Below are 21,927 nucleotides of genomic sequence, written 5' to 3' on the forward strand. Positions count from 1 at the left end.
GAGGGGCGGTCCGCCGCCTCTCCCACCCTCTCTCCCCTGCGACCGAGCGAGTATTATGGCCATTCGTATGCTCAGACTGATTGCCGTCCTCGTCGCCCTGGCGCTTTCGCCGATCCCGACATTTGCCCAGACCACCGACCTCACGGTCACGGTAGACGCCCTCGGACAGGGCGGCTTCCCGGATCGCGAAAAAGCCATCGCTGCTTTGGTGGCGACCGGCGATGAAAAAGCGCCCGCTATTCTGCAAGCCCTCAGCGACGGCAACCTGTTTGTGCGCAAGGCCGACCAGAAAGTGGTTGTGGCCACCAAATCGCCCAACGGCTTTGCCCTGACCAGCCCGATCGATGGCGCCGACATGGGCGCTGCCGCTGCAGCGGATGTCGAAAAAATCAAGGTCAACAACGGGCTGCGCGGCAAAATCCGCACCGCTATCGGCACCATGACTTTGTTCAGCCCCGACCGCGCTACGCGCCTGTCCGCCGCTCAAAGCTTGCTGAAAAACGCCGATCCCTCGACCCTTGAAATGCTGGACAAGGCGCTGGCTGCCGAAACCGATCCTGACATCAAATCGACAATGGATCTGGCCAAGGCCATCATCACTCTGAAATCCGATGCGCCACTCGAAGACAAGCGCGCCGCCGTCGATACCGTAGCTGCGCATGGCGACCGCGACGCCCAGACCGTGCTGGTCAACCAGCTCGCCGCCGCGCCCGATGAACTCAAACCGGTGATCCAGTCCGGCATCGACTCCATCGGCCGCACGCTGGCGGTGTGGGATGTCGGGCAGAACCTGCTCTACGGCATCTCGCTCTCGTCAGTGCTGCTGCTGGCCGCCATCGGCCTTGCCATCACCTTTGGCGTGATGGGCGTGATCAACATGGCGCATGGCGAAATGGTCATGCTGGGCGCCTACACCACCTTTGTGGTGCAGCAGGTGATTTTCACTTACGCGCCCGGCCTGTCGGAATATTCGCTGGCCTTCGCGGTCCCCGCTGCCTTCCTGTTCACCGGCCTTGTCGGTATCGGCATCGAACGCGGCGTTATCCGCTGGCTCTATGGCCGCCCGCTCGAAACCCTGCTCGCCACCTGGGGACTGTCGCTGGTGTTGCAGCAGGCTGTGCGCACCATTTTCGGGCCGACCAACCAGCTCGTGGCGCCTCCCGGCTGGATGACCGGCGCGTTCCAGCTCGGCGGCCTGGCCATCACCTATAACCGCATGTGGATCGTGCTGTTCGCCATCGCGGTGTTCCTGATCCTGCAGGTGGTACTCAATCGCACCGCGCTTGGCTTGCAAATGCGCGCGGTCACCCAGAACCGCCGCATGGCCTCCTCTATGGGTATCCGCACCCCCTTCGTTGACGCCATGACCTTTGGCCTCGGCTCCGGCATTGCTGGCATGGCCGGCGTGGCGCTTAGCCAGATCGATAACGTCTCGCCCAATCTGGGTCAGGGCTACATCATCGATAGCTTCATGGTCGTGGTGTTCGGCGGCGTCGGCAATCTGTGGGGCACGCTGGTGGGCGCGCTGGTGCTGGGCGTCGGCAACAAGTTCCTCGAACCCTATGCCGGCGCAGTGCTCGGCAAGATCATCATACTGGTCATCATCATCCTGTTCATCCAGCGGCGCCCCCGTGGGCTCTTCGCGCTCAAGGGCCGGTCCATCGAACAATGATCACCCAATTCATCCTCCGCGCGCTCGACAAGAAGGCCATCTGGCTGGTCGTTGTCCTCGTCGCCGTCGCCATTCTGGTACCGGTGCTCAATCTGGTCGTTCCCGACGGCAATCCGTTCCATATCCCCAACTACGCCGTCCCGCTGTTCGGCAAATACATCAACTACGCCATGCTCGCCTTGGCTCTGGATCTGGTGTGGGGCTATTGCGGCATTCTTTCGCTCGGCCATTCGGCGTTCTTCGCGCTCGGCGCCTACGCCATGGGCATGTATCTGATGCGCCAGATCGGCGCGCGCGGCGTCTATGCCAATCCGCTGCTGCCCGATTTCATGGTGTTCCTCAACTACAAGGAACTGCCGTGGTTCTGGAATTTCTTCGACATGTGGTGGTACGCCTTCCTGATGGTGCTGCTGGTGCCGGGCATTCTGGCCTTCGTCTTCGGCTTCCTCGCCTTCCGCAGCCGCGTCACTGGCGTTTATCTGTCGATCATTACCCAGGCGATGACCTATGCGCTGCTGCTGGCCTTTTTCCGCAATGATCTGGGCGTCGGCGGCAATAACGGGCTGACTGATTTCAAGGACATCCTGGGCGCCAATGTGCAGGCCGCCAGCACGCGCGCTGCGCTGTTTGCCGCCTCGGCGTTTGCGCTGGCGCTGGCTGTTATCGTCTGCTCGGCCATCGTCAATTCCAAGCTCGGCAAGGTGATGGTGGCGGTACGCGACGCCGAAAGCCGGACCCGCTTCATCGGCTACCGGGTCGATAACGTCAAACTCTTCGCCTTCACCGTCTCGGCGGTATTGGCCGGTATTGCCGGTGCGCTTTATGCGCCGCAGGTCGGCATCATCAACCCCAGCGAATTCGAGCCGGGCAATTCGATCGAAGTGGTGATCTGGACCGCGGTGGGCGGGCGCGGCACCATTGTCGGGCCAATCATCGGCGCACTGCTGGTCAATCTGACCAAATCGATCTTCACCTCCGGTTCCTCCTACATCCAGGCGGTGATGGTCATCGTGATCTTCTCTGCCATCGTGGGTGTTGCCAGCGGCTGGCAAAAAGGCCTGATCGTCATCGGCGCTTCCATCGCCGTGCCGGTGGCCTATGGCCTGCTGCAACTAGCCCGCTTCGGCAGCTTCTCGCTCCCGGCTTTGTCCGATGTCTGGCTCTATGCACTGGGCGGGCTGTTCATCTTCACCACGCTGTTCCTGCCCAAGGGCGTGGTCGGGCTCGTTGGACAATATCGAACGCTGACCACCAAGCGCGAACAGCACGATCGCAATGCCCCCTCGCCCACCGACGTCGAAGCCGGCGTCGACCCTGAACCCAAGCCGGCGGAGTAAACCATGGCCGATAAATCCGGAACCATGCTCTATCTCGACGGCGTCTCGGTGGCCTTTGATGGCTTCAAGGCGATCAACAAGCTCTCGATCATTGTCTATCCCGCCGAAATGCTGGCCATTATCGGCCCCAATGGCGCTGGCAAGACCACCATGATGGACATCATCACCGGCAAGACCCGCCCCGACGATGGCGAAGTGCTGTTCGATGGTCGCACCGATCTGACCAAGCTCGATGAAGCCGCCATCGCCAATCTGGGCATCGGCCGCAAATTCCAGAAGCCGACGGTGTTTGAAAGCCACACCGTCTGGGACAATCTGGAAATGGCGCTGCGCAAACCGCGCGGGGTGTTCTCGGCACTGTTTTATCAATCGAACGAGGCTGATCGGGACCGCATAACCGAAATTCTGACCACAGTGCGCCTGCTGCATCGCAAGGATGAACTGGCAGCCGGTCTCAGCCACGGCCAGAAGCAGTGGCTCGAAATCGGCATGCTGCTCGCCCAGGACCCCAAATTGCTGTTGGTCGATGAGCCGGTCGCCGGCATGACCGACGCCGAAACCGTGGAAACTGCCAAGCTGCTCAAGGAAATCGCCAGGACCCGCTCGGTGGTGGTGGTGGAACACGATATGAGCTTCGTCCGCGATCTGGGCTCGCGGGTGACCTGCCTGGCCGAAGGCTCGGTGCTGGCCGAAGGCTCCCTCGACCAGGTCAGCGCCAATCCGGTGGTGATCGAAAGGTATCTGGGACGATGAGTTCTATCCCTGCTCTTTCTTCTCCCCCTGAGGGAGAAGGTTCCCAAAGGGCGGATGAGGGGTTTGCCGCAACGATAGCAGACCCCTCATCCGTCCCGGCTTCGCCGACCCACCTTCTCCCTCAAGGGGAGAAGGCAGCAAGAAAGGGTCAGCAATGACCGCACTCACCGTTTCCGCCATCGACCTGCATTACGGCGCAGCCCAGGCGCTCAAATCCATCTCGCTGGAGTGCAAGCCCAACAAGATCACCGCCGTACTCGGCCGCAATGGTGTCGGCAAATCCTCGACACTGCGCGCCATCACCGGTGTCCACAATATTTCAGCCGGCGAAATCAGCTTCGGCGAGGAAACCCTCAAGAAGTATCCACCTTACAAGCGGGCCCGCATGGGCATTGGCTATGTGCCGCAGGGCCGCGAGATTTTCCCTCTGCTCACCGTCAAGGAAAACCTGGAAACCGGCTATGCCGGGCTCAAACGCGCCGACCGCAATATCCCGACCTATATTTTCGAGCTGTTCCCTGTGCTCAAGTCGATGCTTGGGCGGCGGGGCGGCGACCTCTCGGGTGGACAGCAGCAGCAGCTCGCCATCGGGCGTGCTCTGGTCACCCGACCCAAAGTGCTGGTGCTGGATGAGCCGACCGAAGGCATCCAGCCCTCGATCATCAAGGATATCGGCCGCGCGCTGCAGTTCCTGCGCGACGAAAAGGGCATGACCATCCTGCTGGTCGAGCAGTTTCTGGATTTCTGCCGCGAGATTGCCGACGATATCTACGTGATGGACCGCGGCGAAATCCAGCATTCGGGACCGGCCAGCGATCTGGACCTGCCCGAAGTGCGCCGGCACCTTCTTGTCTAGCGCCAACGCAAAACGCCCGGCCGGGGCCGGGCGTTCAATTCTATCGGTAAGCCGGGGCTTACTTGGCGGTCAGCAGACCGGCAGTGGTACAATCTTCAACGGTCAGCTTTTCCAGCATCGCGGTCACAGTTGCCGAAGCAAGGGTGTCGACCTTTGGCGTCGTATCGCCAGTGGTGGTGGTGCCGTTGTCCGAGTTGGCCTGGTTCTTGGTGTCGTTGGCGACCTTGTCAGTCGAGTTGGCGTCAGCCAGCGATGCAGGGGCAGCGGCGGTCTGCAAATCGTTGCAACGCGCCTGAACTGCAGGAAGGTCGGCATCTACAACAGCCTGACCAGCAACCATAGTGTCAGCGAACGCCGGACCAGCAAAGGCCATAGCAGCGGTAAGAGCGAGGCCAGATACAAGGGTCTTGATGTTCATTTTTATTATTCCTTTTGTTGACGCGTTTGATAGAGCGCTTGCTCCCATTGGAAACGTGGTGTTGTGACTTTCGTTGCGATAATTGTAGTCTCTGGGATCACAAAAAATTTGCGCGGGCGGGCAAGAGTTGATGGAACTTTTGCCGCTGTGGAGGCCCTGGCGCGAGCCTCTGCCGGCCCGGTGCTTCACAGTGCTGGATTGATGGGCCAGGCAGCGCACATAAAAAAATGCCCGGCTGGAACCGGGCATCTCGTTCGAAAACTATCGGGCGACTTATTTGGTCAGACCAGCTTCTTTGCACTGCTCGGCAGTCACCGTCGTTAAATCGATGCTGGCTTCCGAGGTCACGCCGGGCGTAACCTTCTCGAGCGAATCCTTCTTGATGTCCTTGTCGTTGGCATTGGCGTCACCGAGCGACGTGGTCGTGGTCGCATCAGCCGAGAGCGCCGCACACCGTTCCTGAACGGCGGGCAGATCGGTGTCGGAAACGCTCACGCCGCCGACAACCGTGGCTGCCAAGGCCGGGCCGGCCAGCGCCATGGTTACCGACAGAGCGAGAGCGGAAATAAGGGGTTTGATGGTCATTTCATCGTTCCTTTTGCTGGGGCGTTGAATTGGTATTCGAGGGAGGGAACGCGACAAAATGGCGATCGTTGCTAGACCCGCAAATTTTGCGATCACAAAAATTTGGTCCGATACGGCCGATTTTGACGGAACTCGTCGACCACGAAAGGAAAGGCGCCCGGCCGAGGCCGGGCGCTTGGACGCTACGATAAGTCTGGTTTGGAACCGCGTCCGCTTAGCTGGCCTTGACCAGGCCGGCACTGACGCAATCACCCAGCGAGATGCTGTGCAGATTGATGCGCGTGGTTGCCTTGTCCATTTCTTCGACCTTGCTGTTGGCATTGCTGGCAACGTTCAGTTCGTTGAAGCTGTCGGAGTCATGGGAGTTCTGATCGCCGAGCGAGACAGGAACACTTGCCGCAGTGTTAAGCTGATTGCAGCGCGCCTGCACCGACGAAAGGTCACTGCCGGAAACGGTATTGCCAGCGATAGTTGTGGCCGCAAAAGCAGGAGCAGCCGAAGCCATTGCAACTGCCAGCACGAAGCCGGAAACGAGGGTCTTGAAAGTCATTTTATTCTCCATATGAGAGCTGCTGCACCAGTGCATCGGCTCGTGGATAAAACGTCCAAACATGCCAAAAGTTGCCTCTAAATCATTGGTTTCATTCACAAAAAAGTTGCGAAACATTGCCTGTTTTTAATGTTGCGGACATCATTATGCAACGTGCGCGGGGGGACGGTAGGATAGCCACCCAGTTCCGCGATGGCGGCACGCATTTGCAGTCTCTGTACCAGGATGGCTGCGCCAAAATCCGCCTGCCGCACACCCATAACAGCGCGCTGGAAGCCGTGCTGATCAACACAGCAGGCGGCCTGACGGGCGGCGATCATATGCAGTGGCACGCCGAAGCCGTGGCCAATGGCAAGCTGGTGCTGACCACCCAGGCCTGCGAGCGCATCTACAAATCCACCGGCGCCACCGCCCATGTGCAAACCCGGCTGGTGGCGCAGGCCGGCGCCCATATCGACTGGCTGCCCCAGGAAACCATCCTGTTTGACGCCAGCAAATTTGCCCGCACCATCGACATCGATCTGGCCGATGGCGCGACGCTCACCGCCGTCGAGGCCGTGCTGCTGGGTCGCGATGCCATGGGCGAGCAGGCCCGCAACGCCCAGTTCAGCGACCAGTGGCGCATTCGCCGCGATGGCCGCCTGATCCACGCCGAGGCCACACGGCTCACCGGCGACGCCGACCGCGAACGCGATGGCCTGTCCTTGCTCGACGGCATGCGCGCCTTCGCCACTATCGTACGCATTGCGCCCAACGCCGAGGCGCGGCTGGCCCAAATCCGCGATCTGCTGCCCGCCATCGGTCGCATTGCGGCCAGCGCCATCGGTGAGCGGTTAATTGTGCGCGCCATGGCGCCAAGCGGGCTTGCGCTGCGCCGCATGATCGTTCCAATTATTGCTGAACTGTCCGGCGGCGGCAGCCTGCCCCGACTCTGGCACACCTAGGAAAACCAGATGAACCTTACACCCCGCGAAAAAGACAAGCTGCTGATCTCGATGGCTGCCATTGTCGCCCGCAATCGCCTGCAACGCGGCGTCAAACTCAACCATCCCGAAGCTATCGCCTTGATCACCGATTTCGTGGTCGAAGGCGCCCGCGATGGCCGCCCGGTGGCCGAATTGATGGAAGCCGGCGCCCATGTGGTGACGCGCGCCCAGGTGATGGAGGGCATCCCCGAAATGATCCACGACATCCAGGTGGAAGCTACTTTCCCCGATGGCACCAAGCTGGTGACCGTCCACGAACCGATCCGGTGAGGAGACCGCAATGATCCCCGGCGAAATCATTCCAAAATCGGGCAGCATCGAGCTCAATGCCGGTGCGCCCACCATCACCATCGAAGTCGCCAATACCGGCGACCGCCCGATCCAGGTCGGCTCGCACTACCATTTCTATGAAACCAATGCCGGGCTGCGCTTTGACCGCGAACAGGCGCGCGGCATGCGGCTCGATATCGCTGCCGGCACAGCCGTGCGCTTCGAACCCGGCCAGGCCCGCGAGGTAACGCTGGTGCCGCTAGGGGGCACCCGCGAAGTGTTCGGTTTCCGCCAGATGGTGATGGGCAAGCTTTGAGCGTGGCTATCCATACAGATGAAAGTCTTTATGGTGCCGCCGTTCAAACCGGAGACCCAGGATGACCCAGCAACCAGACTTCAAGCAGCGCTTCGTCGCCATCCTCGGCGATCTGCAACGCAACGGCGCGAACGATCCCGAAGCGATGCAACTGCTCGGGGCAATGGCGACCAATGTATCCAATAGCCTGGGCAACCAGGCCTGGTCGCAGACCAAGGCCAACATGGGTGAAGCCCAATATCGCGGCATGCTGCAGGCGTTCGAGACCGAAGGCGTCGAACACCTCAAGGCTGGGCGCGAAAAACACGCCTATGCCTTGCAGGCGCTGACCGTTTCGCTGATTGCCAGCCGCCAGCCCACCGACCCCGAATTGCGTGCTGGCGAAGGCCTGCTCGATGCACTGATCAATGCCGCCATGGCGGTTCGCCTGCAAAAGCCTGCCAAGCTCAACTGACGCTGCCCTTTCCTGGAGCCCCCGATGCCCGCTCGTATCTCCCGCGCCACTTATGCCGACATGTATGGCCCGACCACCGGCGACAAGGTGCGCCTGGCCGATACCGAGCTGTTCATCGAGGTGGAGAAGGACTTCACCACCTATGGCGAAGAGGTGAAATTCGGCGGCGGCAAGGTGATCCGCGACGGCATGGGGCAATCGCAAAAGACCCGGGCTGAAGGCGCCGTCGATACTGTCATCACCAACGCGCTGATCGTTGACGTCACCGGCATCTACAAAGCCGACGTCGGCCTGCGCGATGGCCGTATCCATGCCATCGGCAAGGCCGGCAATCCCGATACGCAATCGGGCGTCAACATCATCATCGGCCCCTCCACCGAAGCCATTGCCGGCGAGGGCAAGATCCTGACGGCTGGCGGCTTTGACGCCCATATCCATTTCATCTGCCCGCAGCAGATCGAAGAAGCGCTGATGAGCGGCGTCACCACCATGCTCGGCGGTGGTTCCGGCCCGGCTCATGGTACACTGGCCACCACCTGCACCGGCGCCTGGCATATCCAGCGCATGATCGAGAGCTTCGACGCGTTCCCGATGAACCTGGCGCTCGCCGGCAAGGGCAATGCCTCGGTGCCCGCCCCGCTGGTCGAAATGATCCTGGCCGGCGCGAGTTGCCTCAAGCTGCACGAAGACTGGGGCACCACCCCGGCTGCCATCGACAATTGCCTCAGCGTTGCCGACGATTACGACGTGCAGGTGATGATCCACACAGATACGCTCAATGAATCGGGCTTTGTCGAAGACACCATCGGCGCCTTCAAGAACCGCACCATCCACGCCTTCCACACCGAAGGCGCCGGCGGCGGCCACGCCCCGGACATCCTGCGCGTCGCTAGCCTGCCCAACGTTATCCCCTCCTCGACCAATCCGACCCGGTCCTACACCGTCAACACCATCGCCGAACATCTCGACATGCTGATGGTCTGCCATCACCTGTCCTCGTCGATCCCCGAAGACGTCGCCTTCGCTGAATCGCGCATCCGCAAGGAAACCATCGCCGCCGAAGATATCCTGCACGACATGGGCGCGCTTTCGATCATCTCGTCCGACAGCCAGGCCATGGGCCGCGTCGGCGAAGTACTGATCCGCTGCTGGCAGACCGCCGACAAGATGAAAAAGCAGCGTGGCAAGCTGGCGGGCGAAACCGGCGACAACGACAATTTCCGCGTCAAGCGCTACATCGCCAAATACACCATCAACCCCGCCATTGCCCACGGCATGAGCCAGCACATCGGCTCCATCGAAGTGGGCAAGCGCGCCGACCTGGTGCTGTGGTCGCCCGCATTCTTTGGCGTGAAGCCGGAAATGGTGCTGCTCGGCGGCTCCATCGCCGCTGCGCCCATGGGCGATCCCAACGCTTCGATCCCCACCCCGCAGCCGATGCATTACCGCCCGATGTTTGCCGCCTTTGGCAAGCTGCGGACCAATTCCTCGGTGACCTTCATCTCGCAGGCCGCCCATGACGATGGCCTGCGCGGCAAGCTGGGCGTCGACAAGCAGCTGGTGCCCATCGGCAATACCCGTGGCGGCATCGGCAAACACTCGATGATCCACAATTCCGCCACCCCCAACATCACCGTAGACCCCGAAACCTACGAAGTACGCGCCGACGGTGAATTGCTGACCTGTGAACCGGCAACGGTCCTGCCCATGGCCCAGCGGTATTTCCTGTTCTAACGGCCCGAGGCGCCTAAGCCGAGCAAGGCCAGCAGGCCTGCGACGACCCGGTCAAAATAGGCCGTGTCGCCCTTGATGCGCTTGATCAGCAATCCGCCTTCCATGGCGCTGAAGATCAGGGTAGCCATCTGGTCTGCGGCGGCAGCAAACCGGAACGCCCCGGCCTGACGACCGCCTTCCAACAGGCTGGTCAACCAGACCTGATGTTCGTCGAAAAACGCGGCGATCTCGGCATGCATTTCCTCGGGGAGACCAAGAACTTCCCCTGCCAGCACGATGCAGACACAGGCGTCGTCGGGCGTGCGTCCAAAGGCCAGCATGGGTTTGAGGTAGAGTTCCAACGCGTCCCAGTAGTCCGGAACTTCGCCAGCAGCGATGAGATCGCTCGCTGCCCGCATCCGCTGTCGATAGCGTTCCACGACCGCCCGGCCCAGATCCGCCTTGGCGGGGAAGTGGTAATAGAGGCTGCCCTTCTTGATACCGATGCGGTCGGCGATATCCTGAAAGCTGAAGCCGTTGAAGCCGCGTTCCTGAATGAGGCTCTCAGCGGCTTCGATGATCCGGCTTTGGGTATCCATACTATCCATTCCACCGCCCGATGCACAACCCGGAACCACGATAGGGTCCCGGGCCACCGTCATGAGCCTGTCTGAGCATTACCGCATGACAAACTGCGCCTCAATGCTGTCCAGGAACTCCATCGCTATTCCTGTGGAATGAAATCGAATGCGTCGGCCTGATAGAGCGCAAAGATGCAGTCTTCACCGGCAAGGCATCCACTGATGTGGACCAGGTTCGCCGGCACCGACCACGTGGATCCGGGCGGCAGTGGCGTCGGCGTTTCACCGGGGATATAATGGACACCCTGCCCCTTTACGACGATGCCGACATAGTCATGCGAGTGCACATGCGGAGGCGTCTGCATGCCTGCTGCAAACTTGATGAACGTGACGTGCGCCCCGGTCAAAAAGTCGCCATGCACCGGCGAGGCCTGAACGCCAAAGGGCGTATCGGCCCATTGCACCTTGTCAGCCGGCGTGCTGGTCAGCGTGTCCGCTGCAAGAGCCCCCGACCCCTGCAGCATGGCAAAGCATAAGCCAATTGCGAAAAAACTGTTCTTTGCGTCCATCTCGATTTTCCATCCTAGAATTCTACCTGTCATCAGGCAGATTACAAATACCTGACGGAAGGTAGAATGCAAGTAGTTCTGTTCGCTTTGTTTTGACTCGGTCTTGTTCCTGATATGCTCAGGTCAGGAGAAGCACCATGGACACGCTCGACGGTAAAGTTGCTCTGGTCACCGGTGCCAGCCGGGGGATCGGCAAAGGCATCGTGCTGGCCCTGTTGGGCGAAGGCATGACTGTCCACGCCACTGCGCGGACTGGCACGGGCGCTGTATCGCAGATCGATCCGCAACAAGTGGGCTCGCTCGAAACGCTGGCGCGGGATGCGGCCGGGTTGCCCGGTACCCTGTTCACCCATGTCTGCGATCACGCCGACGACGCCCAGAGCAAAGCGGTGGTTGCCAATATCGTAGCCCGGCATGGCCATATCGATATTCTAGTGAACAACGCATGGCCCGGCTACGAGCGCATGGAAGAGCCCGACGCGCCGGGCAACAAGTTCACCTGGGTCAATCCCTTCTGGGAGCAACCGATGTGGCGCTGGACCGCCATGATCGACACCGGCCTGCGCGGGGCCTTCGTCGTTTCGCGCGCCGCAGCCCCCGCCATGGTAGCGCGCCGGTCAGGGCTGATCGTCAACATCTCGTTCTGGGCGGCACAGCGCTTTGACGGCAATGTCATCTATGGCATCGCCAAGGCCGGCGCCGACAAGATGACGCATGACTTCGCCCACAACCTGCGCGAGCATGGCGTGGCCGCCGTCTCGCTCTATCCCGGCCTGGTGCGCACCGAATCGGTACTGCTCAATGCGCAGCACTTCGATCTCTCCAATTCGATGTCGCCGCAGTTCATCGGCCGGGCCGTCGCCGGCCTGGCGCGCGACCCGCTGCTGATGGAAAAATCCGGCAGAGTGCAGATCGCCGCCGCGCTCGGGCTGGAATACGACATCGCCGATATCGACGGCAAACGGCCACAGCCCGATCCACTTTGAACCGCAGCCGGGCTTCCGGGAAGCGCAGCAAGATGATTTGATGGGGTTGTCCGGCAATTGCGCCGTGGCATTTCGGGGGCGGGAAATGGTTTACGTTTTTATTGTTTTGATCGGCATCGTTGCCGGCCTGCGAGCCTTTACGCCAATCGCGGTCATTAGCTGGGCGGCCTATCTCGGCTGGCTCGATTTCAGCGGCACCTGGTACAGCTTCCTCGGCACGCTCCCGGCGGTGATTATCCTGAGCCTGGTGGCCATCGCCGAATTGGTCGGCGATCAATTGCCGAAGACGCCGAGCCGCAAGGTGCCGCCACAGTTCGGTGCCCGGGTGGTGATGGGCGCCATTGCTGGTGCGCTGCTGCCGGGCGGCGTGGTTGTCGGTCTTGTTCTGGGCGCCATCGGCGCTGTGATTGGCACGCTGGGTGGCGCTGATGTGCGCGCTCGCCTGGCCAAGGCCTTCGGTCGCGATCTGCCGGCCGGCCTGCTGGAAGACGTTGTTGCCGTCGTGCTCGCCTTCGCGGTGGTCTATTACGTCATCTGAGCAGCCAAACTTTAGCCGCCGGGCGCAGTCATCCTGCGTCCAGCCACAAAGGGGTCACGCCATGGTTCTGCCACGCCTGCTCACCGCGACAGGTTTCCTGCTGCTCGCCGTCACCACGGCCTCGGCCATCCAGTCCACGCTCAGCATCGAGCTGGGCGAGGATCAGCTCGGCGATTTCGACCGCAAGGTGGTCAATTACACCTGCGCCACTGGCGAACCCTTCGCCGTACAATACATCAATGCGGCGCCCAATTTTCTGGCGCTGGTGCCCATCGAGGCCGACAAACTGATCATGAGCGCCGTCGCCTCCGCCGACGGCAGCACCAAATATGTCGCCGGCCATTGGGTCTGGTGGAGCAAGGGTAACGAGGCCCGGCTTTATGACCTGACCCAGGGTGACAAGGCCGCGCCTCTCAACACCTGCACCGAGCTGAACGAGACGCCGTGAACGGCGGGCAGCTGTTCGCTGCGGGCAGACGCATATTGCGCCTGTTCAATACCGTCAGCTAAGATGTTCCCAAGGTTGGGAAGCCTTCTGATGCGCGGGCGGTTGTTTTGGTTATGACGATGCTGCGCGCCACTGCCTATCTGCCCGCCGGTCACGGCAAGACGCCGTTCGACCAGGTGGTTCTGGAACACGACGAACGCCGCCTGCGCCGCAAGCTGCTGCGCCTGCGGCATGGCGACGAGGTGCTGGTGGATTTCCTCCAGACCATTACGCTCGACCATCGATCGGTGCTGCAGCTCGATGATGGCCGCTTTGTCGAAGTCATTGCCGCCGATGAGCAGCTTTATGAGGTACGTGGCCGCGACACCGCTCATCTGGTGCGACTGGCCTGGCATATCGGCAATCGCCACACCTCCGCTCAGCTCGATGCCGACCGCATCCTGATCAAGCGCGATCATGTGCTGCGCACCATGCTCGAAGGGCTCGGCGCAACCATCGCTGCAGTCTCCGAACCCTTCTATGCCGAACACGGCGCCTATCACGCCCATGCCGAGCCTGGCCACGCGCTGCTCAACCGATGAGCGATACAGGCTCCACCCAGAAACTGCTGACCTGGCTGTCACCGGCTTTCCCGATCGGCGCCTTCGCCTGGTCCGCCGGACTTGAAACGGCAATTGCAGATGGACTGGTCAGGGATTCTACCGACACGCAGAATTGGGTTGAAGGCGCGCTGTTCCATGGCGGGATCGCCACCGATGCGATCCTTTTGGCCCATGCCCATCGTCAGCATGCCGATGCGGTACAATTGCTGGACCTGGCCGATCTGGCTCTTGCTTTGACCCCGGCCAGAGAGCGCCACGCCGAGACCACCGCAACCGGCGATGCCTTCGCCTTGGCGGCGCGGGCCTGGCCGTCTGCGGTCTATGCGCGCCTGCCCCCGCCCTGCCCGTATCCAATAGCCGTTGGGGCCATCGCTGGCGCGCATGGCGTCGATCTGGTGGCAACAATTTCGGCCTTCCTGACCTCGGTGGTACATGGCCAGGTTTCGGTCGCGGTCCGGCTTGTGCCGATCGGCCAGACAGACGGCCTGCGCATCATGGCGGCGCTGGAGCCGGTCATTGCGTCGCGGACCTTGGAAATAGCGCAGGCCGGGCTTGAAGACATCGGCTCCATCGCCTACGCCGCTGATATCGCGCAAATGCGCCACGAAACTCAAACCACAAGAATCTTCAAATCATGAGCATGGTCATCGCCGCCCTGATGTTCATTCCGCTGCTGGCCGTCGCGCTGGCACACCTGCTGTGGTCGCTCGGCAGCACTTGGCCGATCAGGAACGAAAAACTGCTGGCAGAAACCGTCACCGGTTTTCAGGGTGTCGAAAAAATGCCGCCAAAATACCTGTCGTTCACCGTGGCGGTGCTGACATTGACCGCCGGCATTATCGGGTTGGCGCTGGCCGATCCGGACAGCGGCGGCCTCGGGCTGACGGCACTGGGCGTACCACTGGCGCTGGTGTTCCTCGGTCGCGGCGCCATCGGCTATACCCAGCGCTGGGCTGCTGCCACACCAAACCCCATCTTCCGTTACAATGACGGTCGCATCTATTCCCCGCTGTGCCTGGCGCTGGGCGCCGGGTTCGTCGCACTCGTGATCATGAGGTTGCTATGAAATCGCTCAACGGCCCGCTGCGCATAGGCATTGGCGGCCCGGTCGGCTCCGGCAAGACCACGCTCTGCGAAATGCTGCTCAAGGCGATGCGCGACCGCTACTCGATGGCCGTAGTCACCAATGATATCTACACCAAGGAAGACGCGCTGATCCTGGCACGCGTGCAGGCGATTTCCGAAGATCGCATCGTCGGCGTCGAAACCGGCGGCTGCCCGCATACTGCGATCCGCGAAGACGCCTCGCTCAATCTGGCGGCCATCGCCGATCTCAATCGGCAATTTCCGGACCTCGATATCATCCTGATCGAAAGCGGCGGCGACAATCTGGCCGCAACCTTCTCGCCCGATCTGGCCGATATTTCGCTCTACGTGATCTCGGTGGCGCAGGGCGAAAAAATCCCACGCAAGGGCGGGCCAGCCATTACCCGTTCGGACCTGCTGATCATCACCCACACCGATCTGGCGCAATATGTGAATGCCAGCCTCGACGTGATGGAAAGCGACACCCGGCGCGTCCGCGAGGGCCGGCCCTATGTGTTCACCGACCTGCTGCGCCGCGAGGGGCTGGACGACATCATCGCCTTTATCGAAAAGGCCGGCGGACTGAGTGCCGCGCAGGCAGCAGAATAGCGCCTGGGGGCTTGGCGCTATTCTGCTTGTGGGCCGCGATATGTGGGTGAACAATCGGGCTGCCAACCATCATCGCCGGATGCGGAACGGCGATGATGGATAAACACTAGTCGAAGCGCGAGGCGCCGCGACTAGTACAGGTAGACGTGCGGATCAGCATGCGTGCCGCCGACGGCGATCACGCGGTTGATGTCGATCTTGTTTGCGGAAAACCATTTGGTCAGCCCGGCATCGCCGCGCAGGGCCTCGCGGAACTTACCCAGCTCGGCGCTTTTGGCGGTTTGCGCAGTGGCGATCTTGACCTGATCGGCAGCCGGATAGAGCATCTTGGTATCAAACGTCTTGATCGCGCCAGCCTTGCTCAGCTCGGCAAGATCGGCCTTGGTCCACTTGCCAATGATCTGCACCACATTGGCGACAGGCCGGACATCGGCTTTGGCCGCCATGGTGACTTTGGCCATATCCGCAGTCGTTGCGGCATAGGCAGCGGGGGCGATCAGGGTGGCAGCGAGCAGCACTGCCGCCGATACGGTACGCATCGGGTTCATTTTAGGCTCCAGGATTGAAAGATTAGGCCGCAGGGTTCTGCGAGCGGTCATCGGCGTGACATCGCGTCGACACCGTGAATAAGCGCCTGTCCCCGGGCGAATTTGCGAAGGATCAAAGGTATGATTTGGGCATGATCCGGACTAATTCGTGGATTGTGGAAAGCCTACAAAGATGGACGTTTTGTAACGCCAGTAAGGTTGGCGGCAACACAGCAAAAAGGCCGCCCCGCAGAGCGGGACGGCCTTACGCAATCAGGTATCAATCAGCCCTGCTGAACTTCGGCTTCTGGCTCCGAAGGACCTTCATGTTCGGCCACGACCAGCGCCGTTACCGAACGCGGCGGCAAGGTCACGGCACCGTCAGCCAACATGTTCATCGCAGCGTCATCCGATTGCAAGCCGATTGTCCAATGGCCCTCCGGCAGCTTGGCCAGCACCGGCTCGGCACGGCGATTGAACCAGATCAGCACTTCGTCGCCCTTGACCTGCAAGCGCATGCCCAGCGTCGAGGCGCCGGCATATTGCCAGTCGCCCTCGTTCATCTCGCGCCCGTCGGGATGCAGCCAAGCCACGTCACGGACACCGGCCTTGGTCTGACCGGTCAGGAAGTGGTCATGGGTCAGCGCCGGATGCGCCTTGCGGAAGGCATTGATAGCCGCAACGAAATCCACCAGATCGCCATCATTGTTTTCCCAATCGACCCAGGTGATTTCATTGTCCTGGGCGTAGGCATTGTTGTTGCCGTGCTGGGTGCGGTACATCTCGTCGCCCTGCTGCAACAGCAATGATCCGCGCGACATGAACAGCGTCGCCAGCAGCGCCCGTACGTCGCGCTTGCGGGCAGCATTGACGGCGGGATCATCGGTTTCACCTTCGAAGCCGCAGTTCCACGATGAATTGTTGGAGTGGCCATCGCGATTGTTCTCGCCATTGGCCTCGTTATGCTTGTCGTTAAAGCTCACCAGGTCGCGCAGCGTGTAGCCGTCGTGAACGGCTAGCATGCTGACGCCAGCGCTGGGCTTGCGGCCGGCAAAGTTGAAGATCTCCGCTGACCCGGCGATCTTGCCAGCCAGCGCACCAATCTTGCCGTCTTCGCCGCGCCAGAAGCTGCGGACCTCGTCACGGTAGGTGTCGTTGTGTTCCTTGAATTCCTTGCCGAACTGGCCAAGCTGATAGCCGCCCGGGCCGATGTCCCAAGGTTCAGCAACCAGGATGCAGTTGCTGAGCACCGAATCGGACTTGATCTTTTCCAGCATGACAGCGTTCGGGTTGAACCCCGGTTCGCGGCCGAGAATGGTGGCAAGATCGAAGCGGAAGCCTGAGACGCCCATTTCCTGCACCCAATAGCGTAGGCTATCGATCACCAGTCGCTGCGCGGCCGGATGATCGCAGCGCAGCGTATTGCCGGTGCCGGTATCGTTGATCAACTGCTGTTTGCCGTCGACTTCGATGAAGCGATAATACGTCTTGGCGTCGAGCCCCATCAGGCTCAGCATCGGCCCATTGGCATCGCTTTCTCCGGTGTGGTTATAGACCACGTCCAAAATCACCGAGATGCCGTTCTTGCGGTACAGATCGGTCATGTTGCGCAATTCGTGCGGACCGCGCGGTGCCAGCCGGGGATCAATGGCCGAATAGGCCACAGGATTATAACCCCAGGCATTGGTTAAACCGAGCTGGGGCAAATGCCCCTCATCGATCCAGGCCGCGGTCGGCATCAATTGCAGCGTATCGACGCCGATATATTTGAGGTGATCGATGACCCGCTGCGTGGTCAGCGCTGCAATGGTGCCGCGCAGCGGCCCCTGCACGCCGGGGTGGCGCATGGTGTAGCCGCGCACGTTCATTTCATAGAATAGCCCCGGCGCCTTCTTGCGCGGTGTTGCCACCTCGCCGCTGCTGCTGGTGACGATGGCCTTGGGGATCAGCGGGGCGGTGTCGACGGCCTCCGCGCGATCCAGCCGCAGGCGCGGCGAGCGCACGAACACCCGGTCCAGCCGCTTGGCATAGGGATCGACCAGGAGCTTGGCCGGATCGAAGAACAGCCCCTGATCGGGAGTGTATTCGCCATCTGCACGCAAACCGTAGCGCGTGCCGGCACCCAGCCCTGCAAGCTGCACGGCATGGATATTGTCCTGATGCACATCGAACTCGACGCGCTCCACTTCCTTGTCCTGCTCGTCGTAAATCGAGACGAACAGCGCCGAAGCAGTTTCCGAGTAGACCGCGAAGTTGACCCCTTCCTCGGTGATCGTTGCGCCGAGGTTTTCGATGCTTCCCCCATTGGGGATAAGCGAGGATTTCATTGTCGTCCTGACGCTAGGTGATGACAGTGGGCTGATCGCGCCCGGTGCGTTGCTTGAGTCCAGTGAGCTCGTCGGCCAGTCGGATGAGAGGCTCGAGGGCGAGCTGGGTTTCAAGGTCATGTCGTCCATCGGCTGCCTCATAGGATTCGAGATACAGCCGTAACGTTGCCCCAACCGTGCCAGTTCCACTTAACCGGATGACGATACGCGAACCGTCGGTGAAGCCGATGCGGATCCCCTGTTTGGCGCTGGTCGAGCCATCGACGGGGTCGTGATAGGTGAAATCGTCGGCAAACGCGACTTGCAGATCTTCACCAAAATTCTGCCCCGGCAGGCCGGGCAACTTGGCGCGCAGCTCATCGACCAGCTGGTTGGCAATGGTTGCATCAACCTCTTCATAATCGTGGCGGGTGTAGTAATTGCGCCCGTAGGTTGCCCAATGCTCGCGCACGATCTGGTCAACGCTTTGCTTGCGCGACGCCACCACGTTCAGCCACAGCAGCACGGCCCATAGGCCATCCTTCTCGCGCACGTGATTGGAGCCAGTTCCGGCGCTTTCTTCACCGCAAATGGTGACCCGTCCGGCATCGAGCAGATTGCCGAAAAACTTCCAGCCTGTCGGCGTTTCGTGCATTTCGATGCCCATTTTTTCCGCCACTCGGTCGGCGGCGGCGCTGGTCGGCATGGAGCGGGCAATGCCGGTAATGCCGGCGGCATAGCCGGGCGCCAATGCAGCATTGGCAGCCAGAATCGCCAGCGAGTCCGACGGGGTCACGAAACGGTTCTTGCCAATGATCAGATTGCGGTCACCGTCGCCATCGGAGGCCGCCGCAAAATCGGGGCCGTTGGGGCTCATCGCCTCGTCATACATGTCCTTGCAGTAGACCAGGTTCGGATCAGGGTGACCGTTGTTGAAACTTGGCGAGGGCGTCCCATTGATCACGGTGCCGATGGGCGCGCCCAGAATGCCTTCGAGGATCGCGTGCGCATAGGGTCCGGTGACAGCATGCATGGCATCGAACTTCATCTTGAAGCCTGAGGCGAACAGCCTGGAAATGCCTTCAAAGTCGAACAGGGTCCGCATCAGGTCGGCATAATCGGCCACCGGATCGATCACTTCGACCACCATGTCGCCCGACTTCTGCGTGCCGATCTTGTCCAGCGCCACATCGGCCGCGTCGCTGGTCTTGTAGCTGTCGATCACCTTGGTGCGGGCAAATACCGCATCGGTGATCTTTTCCGGCGCCGGACCGCCATTGCCGATATTGTACTTGATGCCGAAATCGCCATCCGGGCCGCCCGGATTGTGGCTCGCCGACAGCACCAGGCCGCCAAACGCCTGGTGATGGCGGATGACGTGGGAGGCCGCCGGCGTCGAGAGCAGGCCGCCCCGCCCGACCAGTACCTTGCCAAAGCCATTGGCCGCCGCAATGCGGATGGTGGTCTGGATGGCAACATCGTTGTAAAACCGCCCGTCTCCGCCGATCACCAGCGTCTTGCCGGCAAACCCTTCGAGGCTATCAAAGATCGCCTGGATGTAGTTTTCGACATAGTTGGGCTGCTGATACACCGTGACCCGCTTGCGCAGGCCCGAAGTACCCGGCTTCTGGTCGTTAAAGGGTGTCGTCTGAACGGTCTTGATCGTCATTTACTTTGAGCCCGATGAGTGAGGCGTAGAGATCGGCATATTGGCCCGCGCTCGTTTCCCACGAGACATCGGACTTCATCCCCCGCCGTTGAATTTTCTTCCAGGTCTTGTCGTCAGCATAGAGCCGAACCGCCTTGCGGATCGCCTCGTAAAGCGCATGCGCGTCGTTGGCGTTGAACAGCAGGCCGGTAGCGACCCCGGCATCGATCGCCGCCGGATTGGCGTCGATCACCGTGTCCGCCAGACCGCCGATGCGGCTCACCACCGGCACGCAGCCGTAGCGCAGCCCATAAAGCTGGGTCAGCCCGCACGGCTCGAACCGCGATGGGATCAGGATGGCGTCGGCGCCGCCCTGGATCAGATGCGACAATTCTTCATTATAGCCGGTGATCAGCCCAACCTTGCCCGGATGGCGCTGCCACGCGCTGCGGAAACCGTCTTCGAGCCCCGGATCGCCCGAACCAAGCACGGCAAGCCGACCGCCCAGCGCCACCAGACCGTCCAGCACCTGCAACAGCAGGTCCATGCCCTTCTGATCGGTCAGCCGGCTGACCACGCAGAACAGCGGTCCATCAGTGCCATCAAGGCCGAATTTCTCGACCACCGCCGCCTTGTTGGCGGCGCGCATATGCACTGATGTGGCGGTGAACTTTTGTGGCAGTGCCGCATCGGCTCCCGGGTCCCAGGCGACCGTGTCGATGCCATTGAGAATGCCGATTACCGTATCAGCACGGCCATTGAGCAGCCCTTCCAGTCCCATGCCAAATTCCGGTGTGCGGATTTCGTCGGCATAATTGGGGCTGACGGTTGTGACGTAATCAGCACATTCCATGCCCGATTTCAGATAGGAAATGCCGCCATAATATTCGACGCCATTGACCCCGAAAGCATGCGGCGGCAGGCGCAACTGGCCAAATACTTCCGGCCCGAAAAAGCCCTTGAACGCCATGTTGTGGACCGTCATCACCGTCTTGACCCGCTCCGACGGGCCATACTTGATATAGGCTGGGGTAAGGCCGGCCTGCCAGTCGTGGCAATGAATAACCTGCGGCTGATAGCCATCCACCAGACCATGGCCAAGCTCTGCCGCAACCCACGATAGCGCCGAAAACCGCTTCCAGTTATCGGGCCAGTCCCAGCCTTCCGGCCCCACATACGGGTTGCCGGGTCGGTCATAAAGATGAGCGGCCTCGATCACGATCAGGTCCAGCCCGGCATAGCGCCCGGCGAGCAACCTGCCCGGTGCGCCAAACAGGTCATCGAACTCGGCAACCACGCGGGTTTCGGTCAGCTTGGCCATCACTGCCGGATAACCCGGCAACAGCGTGCGCATGGTAACGTTATAGGGCACCAGCGCCAAAGGCAGGGCGCCCGCGACATCCGCGAGCCCCCCAGTCTTGATCAGCGGATAAACCTCGGACGCTACCGAGAGAACTTCAATCATCGGCTCGCCAGATATTTATCGACCATCGCCTGAGTGATCAGGGTGATCCCCTCGTCCGTACGCCGGAACCACTTGGCATCGAACTCGGCGTCTTCGCCAACCACGAGTCCGTCCGGCACATTGACACCGCGATCCACCACCACCCGCCGCAGCCGCGCGCCACGGCCAATATCGCAATAGGGCAGCACCACCGCTTCGTTCAGTTCCGAATAGGAATGCACACGCGAACCGGTCGACAGCAGCGTCTTTTGCAGATAGCCGCCCGAGATGATGCAATCGCCCGAAACCAGCGAATTCACCGCCGAGCCGCGCCGACCGTCAAAGTCATGCACAAACTTGGCTGGCGGGGTGATCTCGGCATAGGTCCAGATCGGCCAATCCTTGTCGAAGAGGTCGAGCGGCGGGACGATGTCGGTGAGGTCGATATTCGCCTCCCAATAGGCATCCACCGTGCCGACGTCCCGCCAGTAGGGCGATACCTCGGAGGAGGAGCGCACCACCGAGCGTTCGAAGCGATGCGCCACGGCCTTGCCGTTGCGGACGATCCAGGGGATCAGGTCCTTGCCGAAGTCATGCTCCGAGGTGAGGTCCTCGGCATCGCGCCGGAGCTGGTCGAGCAGGAATTTCGTCTCGAAGACATAGATGCCCATGC

Annotated in this window: 26 protein-coding genes; 16 read left to right on the plus strand and 10 right to left on the minus strand. The window is 61.2% G+C overall.

The genetic code is table 11. The features are described from left to right. Positions 1 to 67: 67 nt before the first annotated feature. The 4 genes from urtB (at position 68) to urtE (ending at position 4,618) form a co-directional block, all read left to right on the plus strand. Complete coding sequence (urtB, locus tag ABIT12_RS04820) at positions 68 to 1,672, plus strand: urea ABC transporter permease subunit UrtB (RefSeq protein ID WP_348040687.1); 1,605 nt, start codon at positions 68 to 70, stop codon at positions 1,670 to 1,672. Further along, entirely contained in the window at positions 1,669 to 3,009 is a 1,341-nt protein-coding gene (urtC, locus tag ABIT12_RS04825; RefSeq protein ID WP_407065589.1) for an urea ABC transporter permease subunit UrtC, read from the plus strand. Before urtB ends, urtC begins: the two co-directional genes overlap by 4 nt. A gap of 3 nt (positions 3,010 to 3,012) precedes the next feature. Next, positions 3,013 to 3,762 (plus strand): urea ABC transporter ATP-binding protein UrtD, encoded by a 750-nt coding sequence (urtD, locus tag ABIT12_RS04830; RefSeq protein WP_348040689.1) that lies wholly within the window; start codon positions 3,013 to 3,015, stop codon positions 3,760 to 3,762. Between the two features lie 154 nt (positions 3,763 to 3,916). Further along, complete coding sequence (gene urtE, locus ABIT12_RS04835) at positions 3,917 to 4,618, plus strand: urea ABC transporter ATP-binding subunit UrtE (protein WP_348040691.1); 702 nt, start codon at positions 3,917 to 3,919, stop codon at positions 4,616 to 4,618. A 58-nt stretch (positions 4,619 to 4,676) separates the two neighbouring features. Here the strand turns inward: urtE and ABIT12_RS04840 are convergent, their stop codons facing one another. The 3 genes from ABIT12_RS04840 to ABIT12_RS04850 all read right to left on the minus strand — a co-directional run bounded on the left by ABIT12_RS04840 (position 4,677) and on the right by ABIT12_RS04850 (position 6,288). Further along, positions 4,677 to 5,036 carry a hypothetical protein gene (locus ABIT12_RS04840; protein ID WP_348040693.1) on the minus strand — a complete coding sequence of 120 codons (360 nt, stop codon included), beginning with the start codon at positions 5,034 to 5,036 and terminating at the stop codon, positions 4,677 to 4,679. Positions 5,037 to 5,309: 273 nt separating this feature from the next. Continuing rightward, the gene (locus tag ABIT12_RS04845) at positions 5,310 to 5,621 is read right to left on the minus strand and encodes a hypothetical protein (protein ID WP_348040695.1); all 312 of its coding nucleotides are present in this window, start codon (positions 5,619 to 5,621) and stop codon (positions 5,310 to 5,312) included. A gap of 214 nt (positions 5,622 to 5,835) precedes the next feature. After that, positions 5,836 to 6,288, minus strand: a complete 453-nt coding sequence (locus ABIT12_RS04850) for a hypothetical protein (protein ID WP_348040697.1) — start codon at positions 6,286 to 6,288, stop codon at positions 5,836 to 5,838. Positions 6,289 to 6,317: 29 nt separating this feature from the next. Here ABIT12_RS04850 and ABIT12_RS04855 point away from each other — a divergent pair, with 29 nt between their 5' ends. The 5 genes from ABIT12_RS04855 (at position 6,318) to ureC (ending at position 9,931) form a co-directional block, all read left to right on the plus strand. Next, positions 6,318 to 7,115 carry an urease accessory protein UreD gene (locus tag ABIT12_RS04855; RefSeq protein WP_348040699.1) on the plus strand — a complete coding sequence of 266 codons (798 nt, stop codon included), beginning with the start codon at positions 6,318 to 6,320 and terminating at the stop codon, positions 7,113 to 7,115. A gap of 9 nt (positions 7,116 to 7,124) precedes the next feature. Continuing rightward, positions 7,125 to 7,427, plus strand: coding sequence for an urease subunit gamma (locus ABIT12_RS04860; RefSeq protein WP_348040701.1), 303 nt, complete (start codon positions 7,125 to 7,127; stop codon positions 7,425 to 7,427). A gap of 10 nt (positions 7,428 to 7,437) precedes the next feature. Beyond that, positions 7,438 to 7,743, plus strand: a complete 306-nt coding sequence (locus tag ABIT12_RS04865; protein ID WP_348040703.1) for an urease subunit beta — start codon at positions 7,438 to 7,440, stop codon at positions 7,741 to 7,743. A 61-nt stretch (positions 7,744 to 7,804) separates the two neighbouring features. Continuing rightward, complete coding sequence (locus ABIT12_RS04870; RefSeq protein WP_348040705.1) at positions 7,805 to 8,197, plus strand: hypothetical protein; 393 nt, start codon at positions 7,805 to 7,807, stop codon at positions 8,195 to 8,197. Positions 8,198 to 8,221: 24 nt separating this feature from the next. After that, entirely contained in the window at positions 8,222 to 9,931 is a 1,710-nt protein-coding gene (gene ureC / locus ABIT12_RS04875) for an urease subunit alpha (RefSeq protein WP_348040707.1), read from the plus strand. Here the strand turns inward: ureC and ABIT12_RS04880 are convergent. After that, on the minus strand, positions 9,928 to 10,509 hold the full coding sequence (locus ABIT12_RS04880) for a TetR/AcrR family transcriptional regulator (protein WP_348040709.1): 582 nt from the start codon (positions 10,507 to 10,509) through the stop codon (positions 9,928 to 9,930). The genes ureC and ABIT12_RS04880 overlap by 4 nt on opposite strands. Positions 10,510 to 10,634: 125 nt before the next feature. Then, on the minus strand, positions 10,635 to 11,060 hold the full coding sequence (locus ABIT12_RS04885; RefSeq protein ID WP_348040711.1) for a cupin domain-containing protein: 426 nt from the start codon (positions 11,058 to 11,060) through the stop codon (positions 10,635 to 10,637). 137 nt (positions 11,061 to 11,197) lie between these two features. Here ABIT12_RS04885 and ABIT12_RS04890 point away from each other — a divergent pair, with 137 nt between their 5' ends. From ABIT12_RS04890 to ureG, 7 genes are all read left to right on the plus strand, one after another. Then, positions 11,198 to 12,046, plus strand: coding sequence for an SDR family NAD(P)-dependent oxidoreductase (locus ABIT12_RS04890; protein WP_348040713.1), 849 nt, complete (start codon positions 11,198 to 11,200; stop codon positions 12,044 to 12,046). Between the two features lie 85 nt (positions 12,047 to 12,131). Then, positions 12,132 to 12,584, plus strand: a complete 453-nt coding sequence (locus tag ABIT12_RS04895) for a DUF4126 family protein (RefSeq protein ID WP_348040715.1) — start codon at positions 12,132 to 12,134, stop codon at positions 12,582 to 12,584. A gap of 61 nt (positions 12,585 to 12,645) precedes the next feature. Further along, positions 12,646 to 13,032, plus strand: a complete 387-nt coding sequence (locus ABIT12_RS04900; RefSeq protein ID WP_348040717.1) for an MliC family protein — start codon at positions 12,646 to 12,648, stop codon at positions 13,030 to 13,032. 119 nt (positions 13,033 to 13,151) lie between these two features. After that, the gene (locus tag ABIT12_RS04905) at positions 13,152 to 13,613 is read left to right on the plus strand and encodes an urease accessory protein UreE (protein ID WP_348040719.1); all 462 of its coding nucleotides are present in this window, start codon (positions 13,152 to 13,154) and stop codon (positions 13,611 to 13,613) included. Then, positions 13,610 to 14,272 (plus strand): urease accessory protein UreF, encoded by a 663-nt coding sequence (locus tag ABIT12_RS04910; RefSeq protein WP_348040721.1) that lies wholly within the window; start codon positions 13,610 to 13,612, stop codon positions 14,270 to 14,272. The genes ABIT12_RS04905 and ABIT12_RS04910 overlap by 4 nt, the downstream gene beginning before the upstream one ends. Then, positions 14,269 to 14,700 (plus strand): DUF3995 domain-containing protein, encoded by a 432-nt coding sequence (locus ABIT12_RS04915; protein ID WP_348040723.1) that lies wholly within the window; start codon positions 14,269 to 14,271, stop codon positions 14,698 to 14,700. The genes ABIT12_RS04910 and ABIT12_RS04915 overlap by 4 nt, the downstream gene beginning before the upstream one ends. Beyond that, positions 14,697 to 15,329: an urease accessory protein UreG gene (gene ureG / locus ABIT12_RS04920; protein ID WP_348040725.1), complete on the plus strand. Its 633-nt coding sequence runs from the start codon at positions 14,697 to 14,699 to the stop codon at positions 15,327 to 15,329. Before ABIT12_RS04915 ends, ureG begins: the two co-directional genes overlap by 4 nt. 131 nt (positions 15,330 to 15,460) lie before the next feature. Here ureG and ABIT12_RS04925 read toward each other — a convergent pair whose 3' ends face one another. From ABIT12_RS04925 to ABIT12_RS04945, 5 genes are all read right to left on the minus strand, one after another. Next, the gene (locus ABIT12_RS04925; RefSeq protein ID WP_348040727.1) at positions 15,461 to 15,877 is read right to left on the minus strand and encodes a hypothetical protein; all 417 of its coding nucleotides are present in this window, start codon (positions 15,875 to 15,877) and stop codon (positions 15,461 to 15,463) included. A 263-nt stretch (positions 15,878 to 16,140) separates the two neighbouring features. Further along, positions 16,141 to 18,183 carry a glycogen debranching protein GlgX gene (gene glgX, locus ABIT12_RS04930; protein WP_348040729.1) on the minus strand — a complete coding sequence of 681 codons (2,043 nt, stop codon included), beginning with the start codon at positions 18,181 to 18,183 and terminating at the stop codon, positions 16,141 to 16,143. A gap of 13 nt (positions 18,184 to 18,196) precedes the next feature. Then, the gene (locus ABIT12_RS04935; protein ID WP_348040731.1) at positions 18,197 to 19,831 is read right to left on the minus strand and encodes an alpha-D-glucose phosphate-specific phosphoglucomutase; all 1,635 of its coding nucleotides are present in this window, start codon (positions 19,829 to 19,831) and stop codon (positions 18,197 to 18,199) included. Further along, entirely contained in the window at positions 19,797 to 21,272 is a 1,476-nt protein-coding gene (gene glgA, locus ABIT12_RS04940; RefSeq protein WP_348040737.1) for a glycogen synthase GlgA, read from the minus strand. Before glgA ends, ABIT12_RS04935 begins: the two co-directional genes overlap by 35 nt. Continuing rightward, the coding region (locus ABIT12_RS04945; RefSeq protein ID WP_348040733.1) for a sugar phosphate nucleotidyltransferase at positions 21,272 to 21,927 on the minus strand (656 nt) is incomplete at its 5' end. The genes glgA and ABIT12_RS04945, both read right to left, overlap by 1 nt.

Source organism: Devosia sp., from assembly GCF_039927955.1.
In the GTDB taxonomy this organism is placed as follows: domain Bacteria; phylum Pseudomonadota; class Alphaproteobacteria; order Rhizobiales; family Devosiaceae; genus Devosia.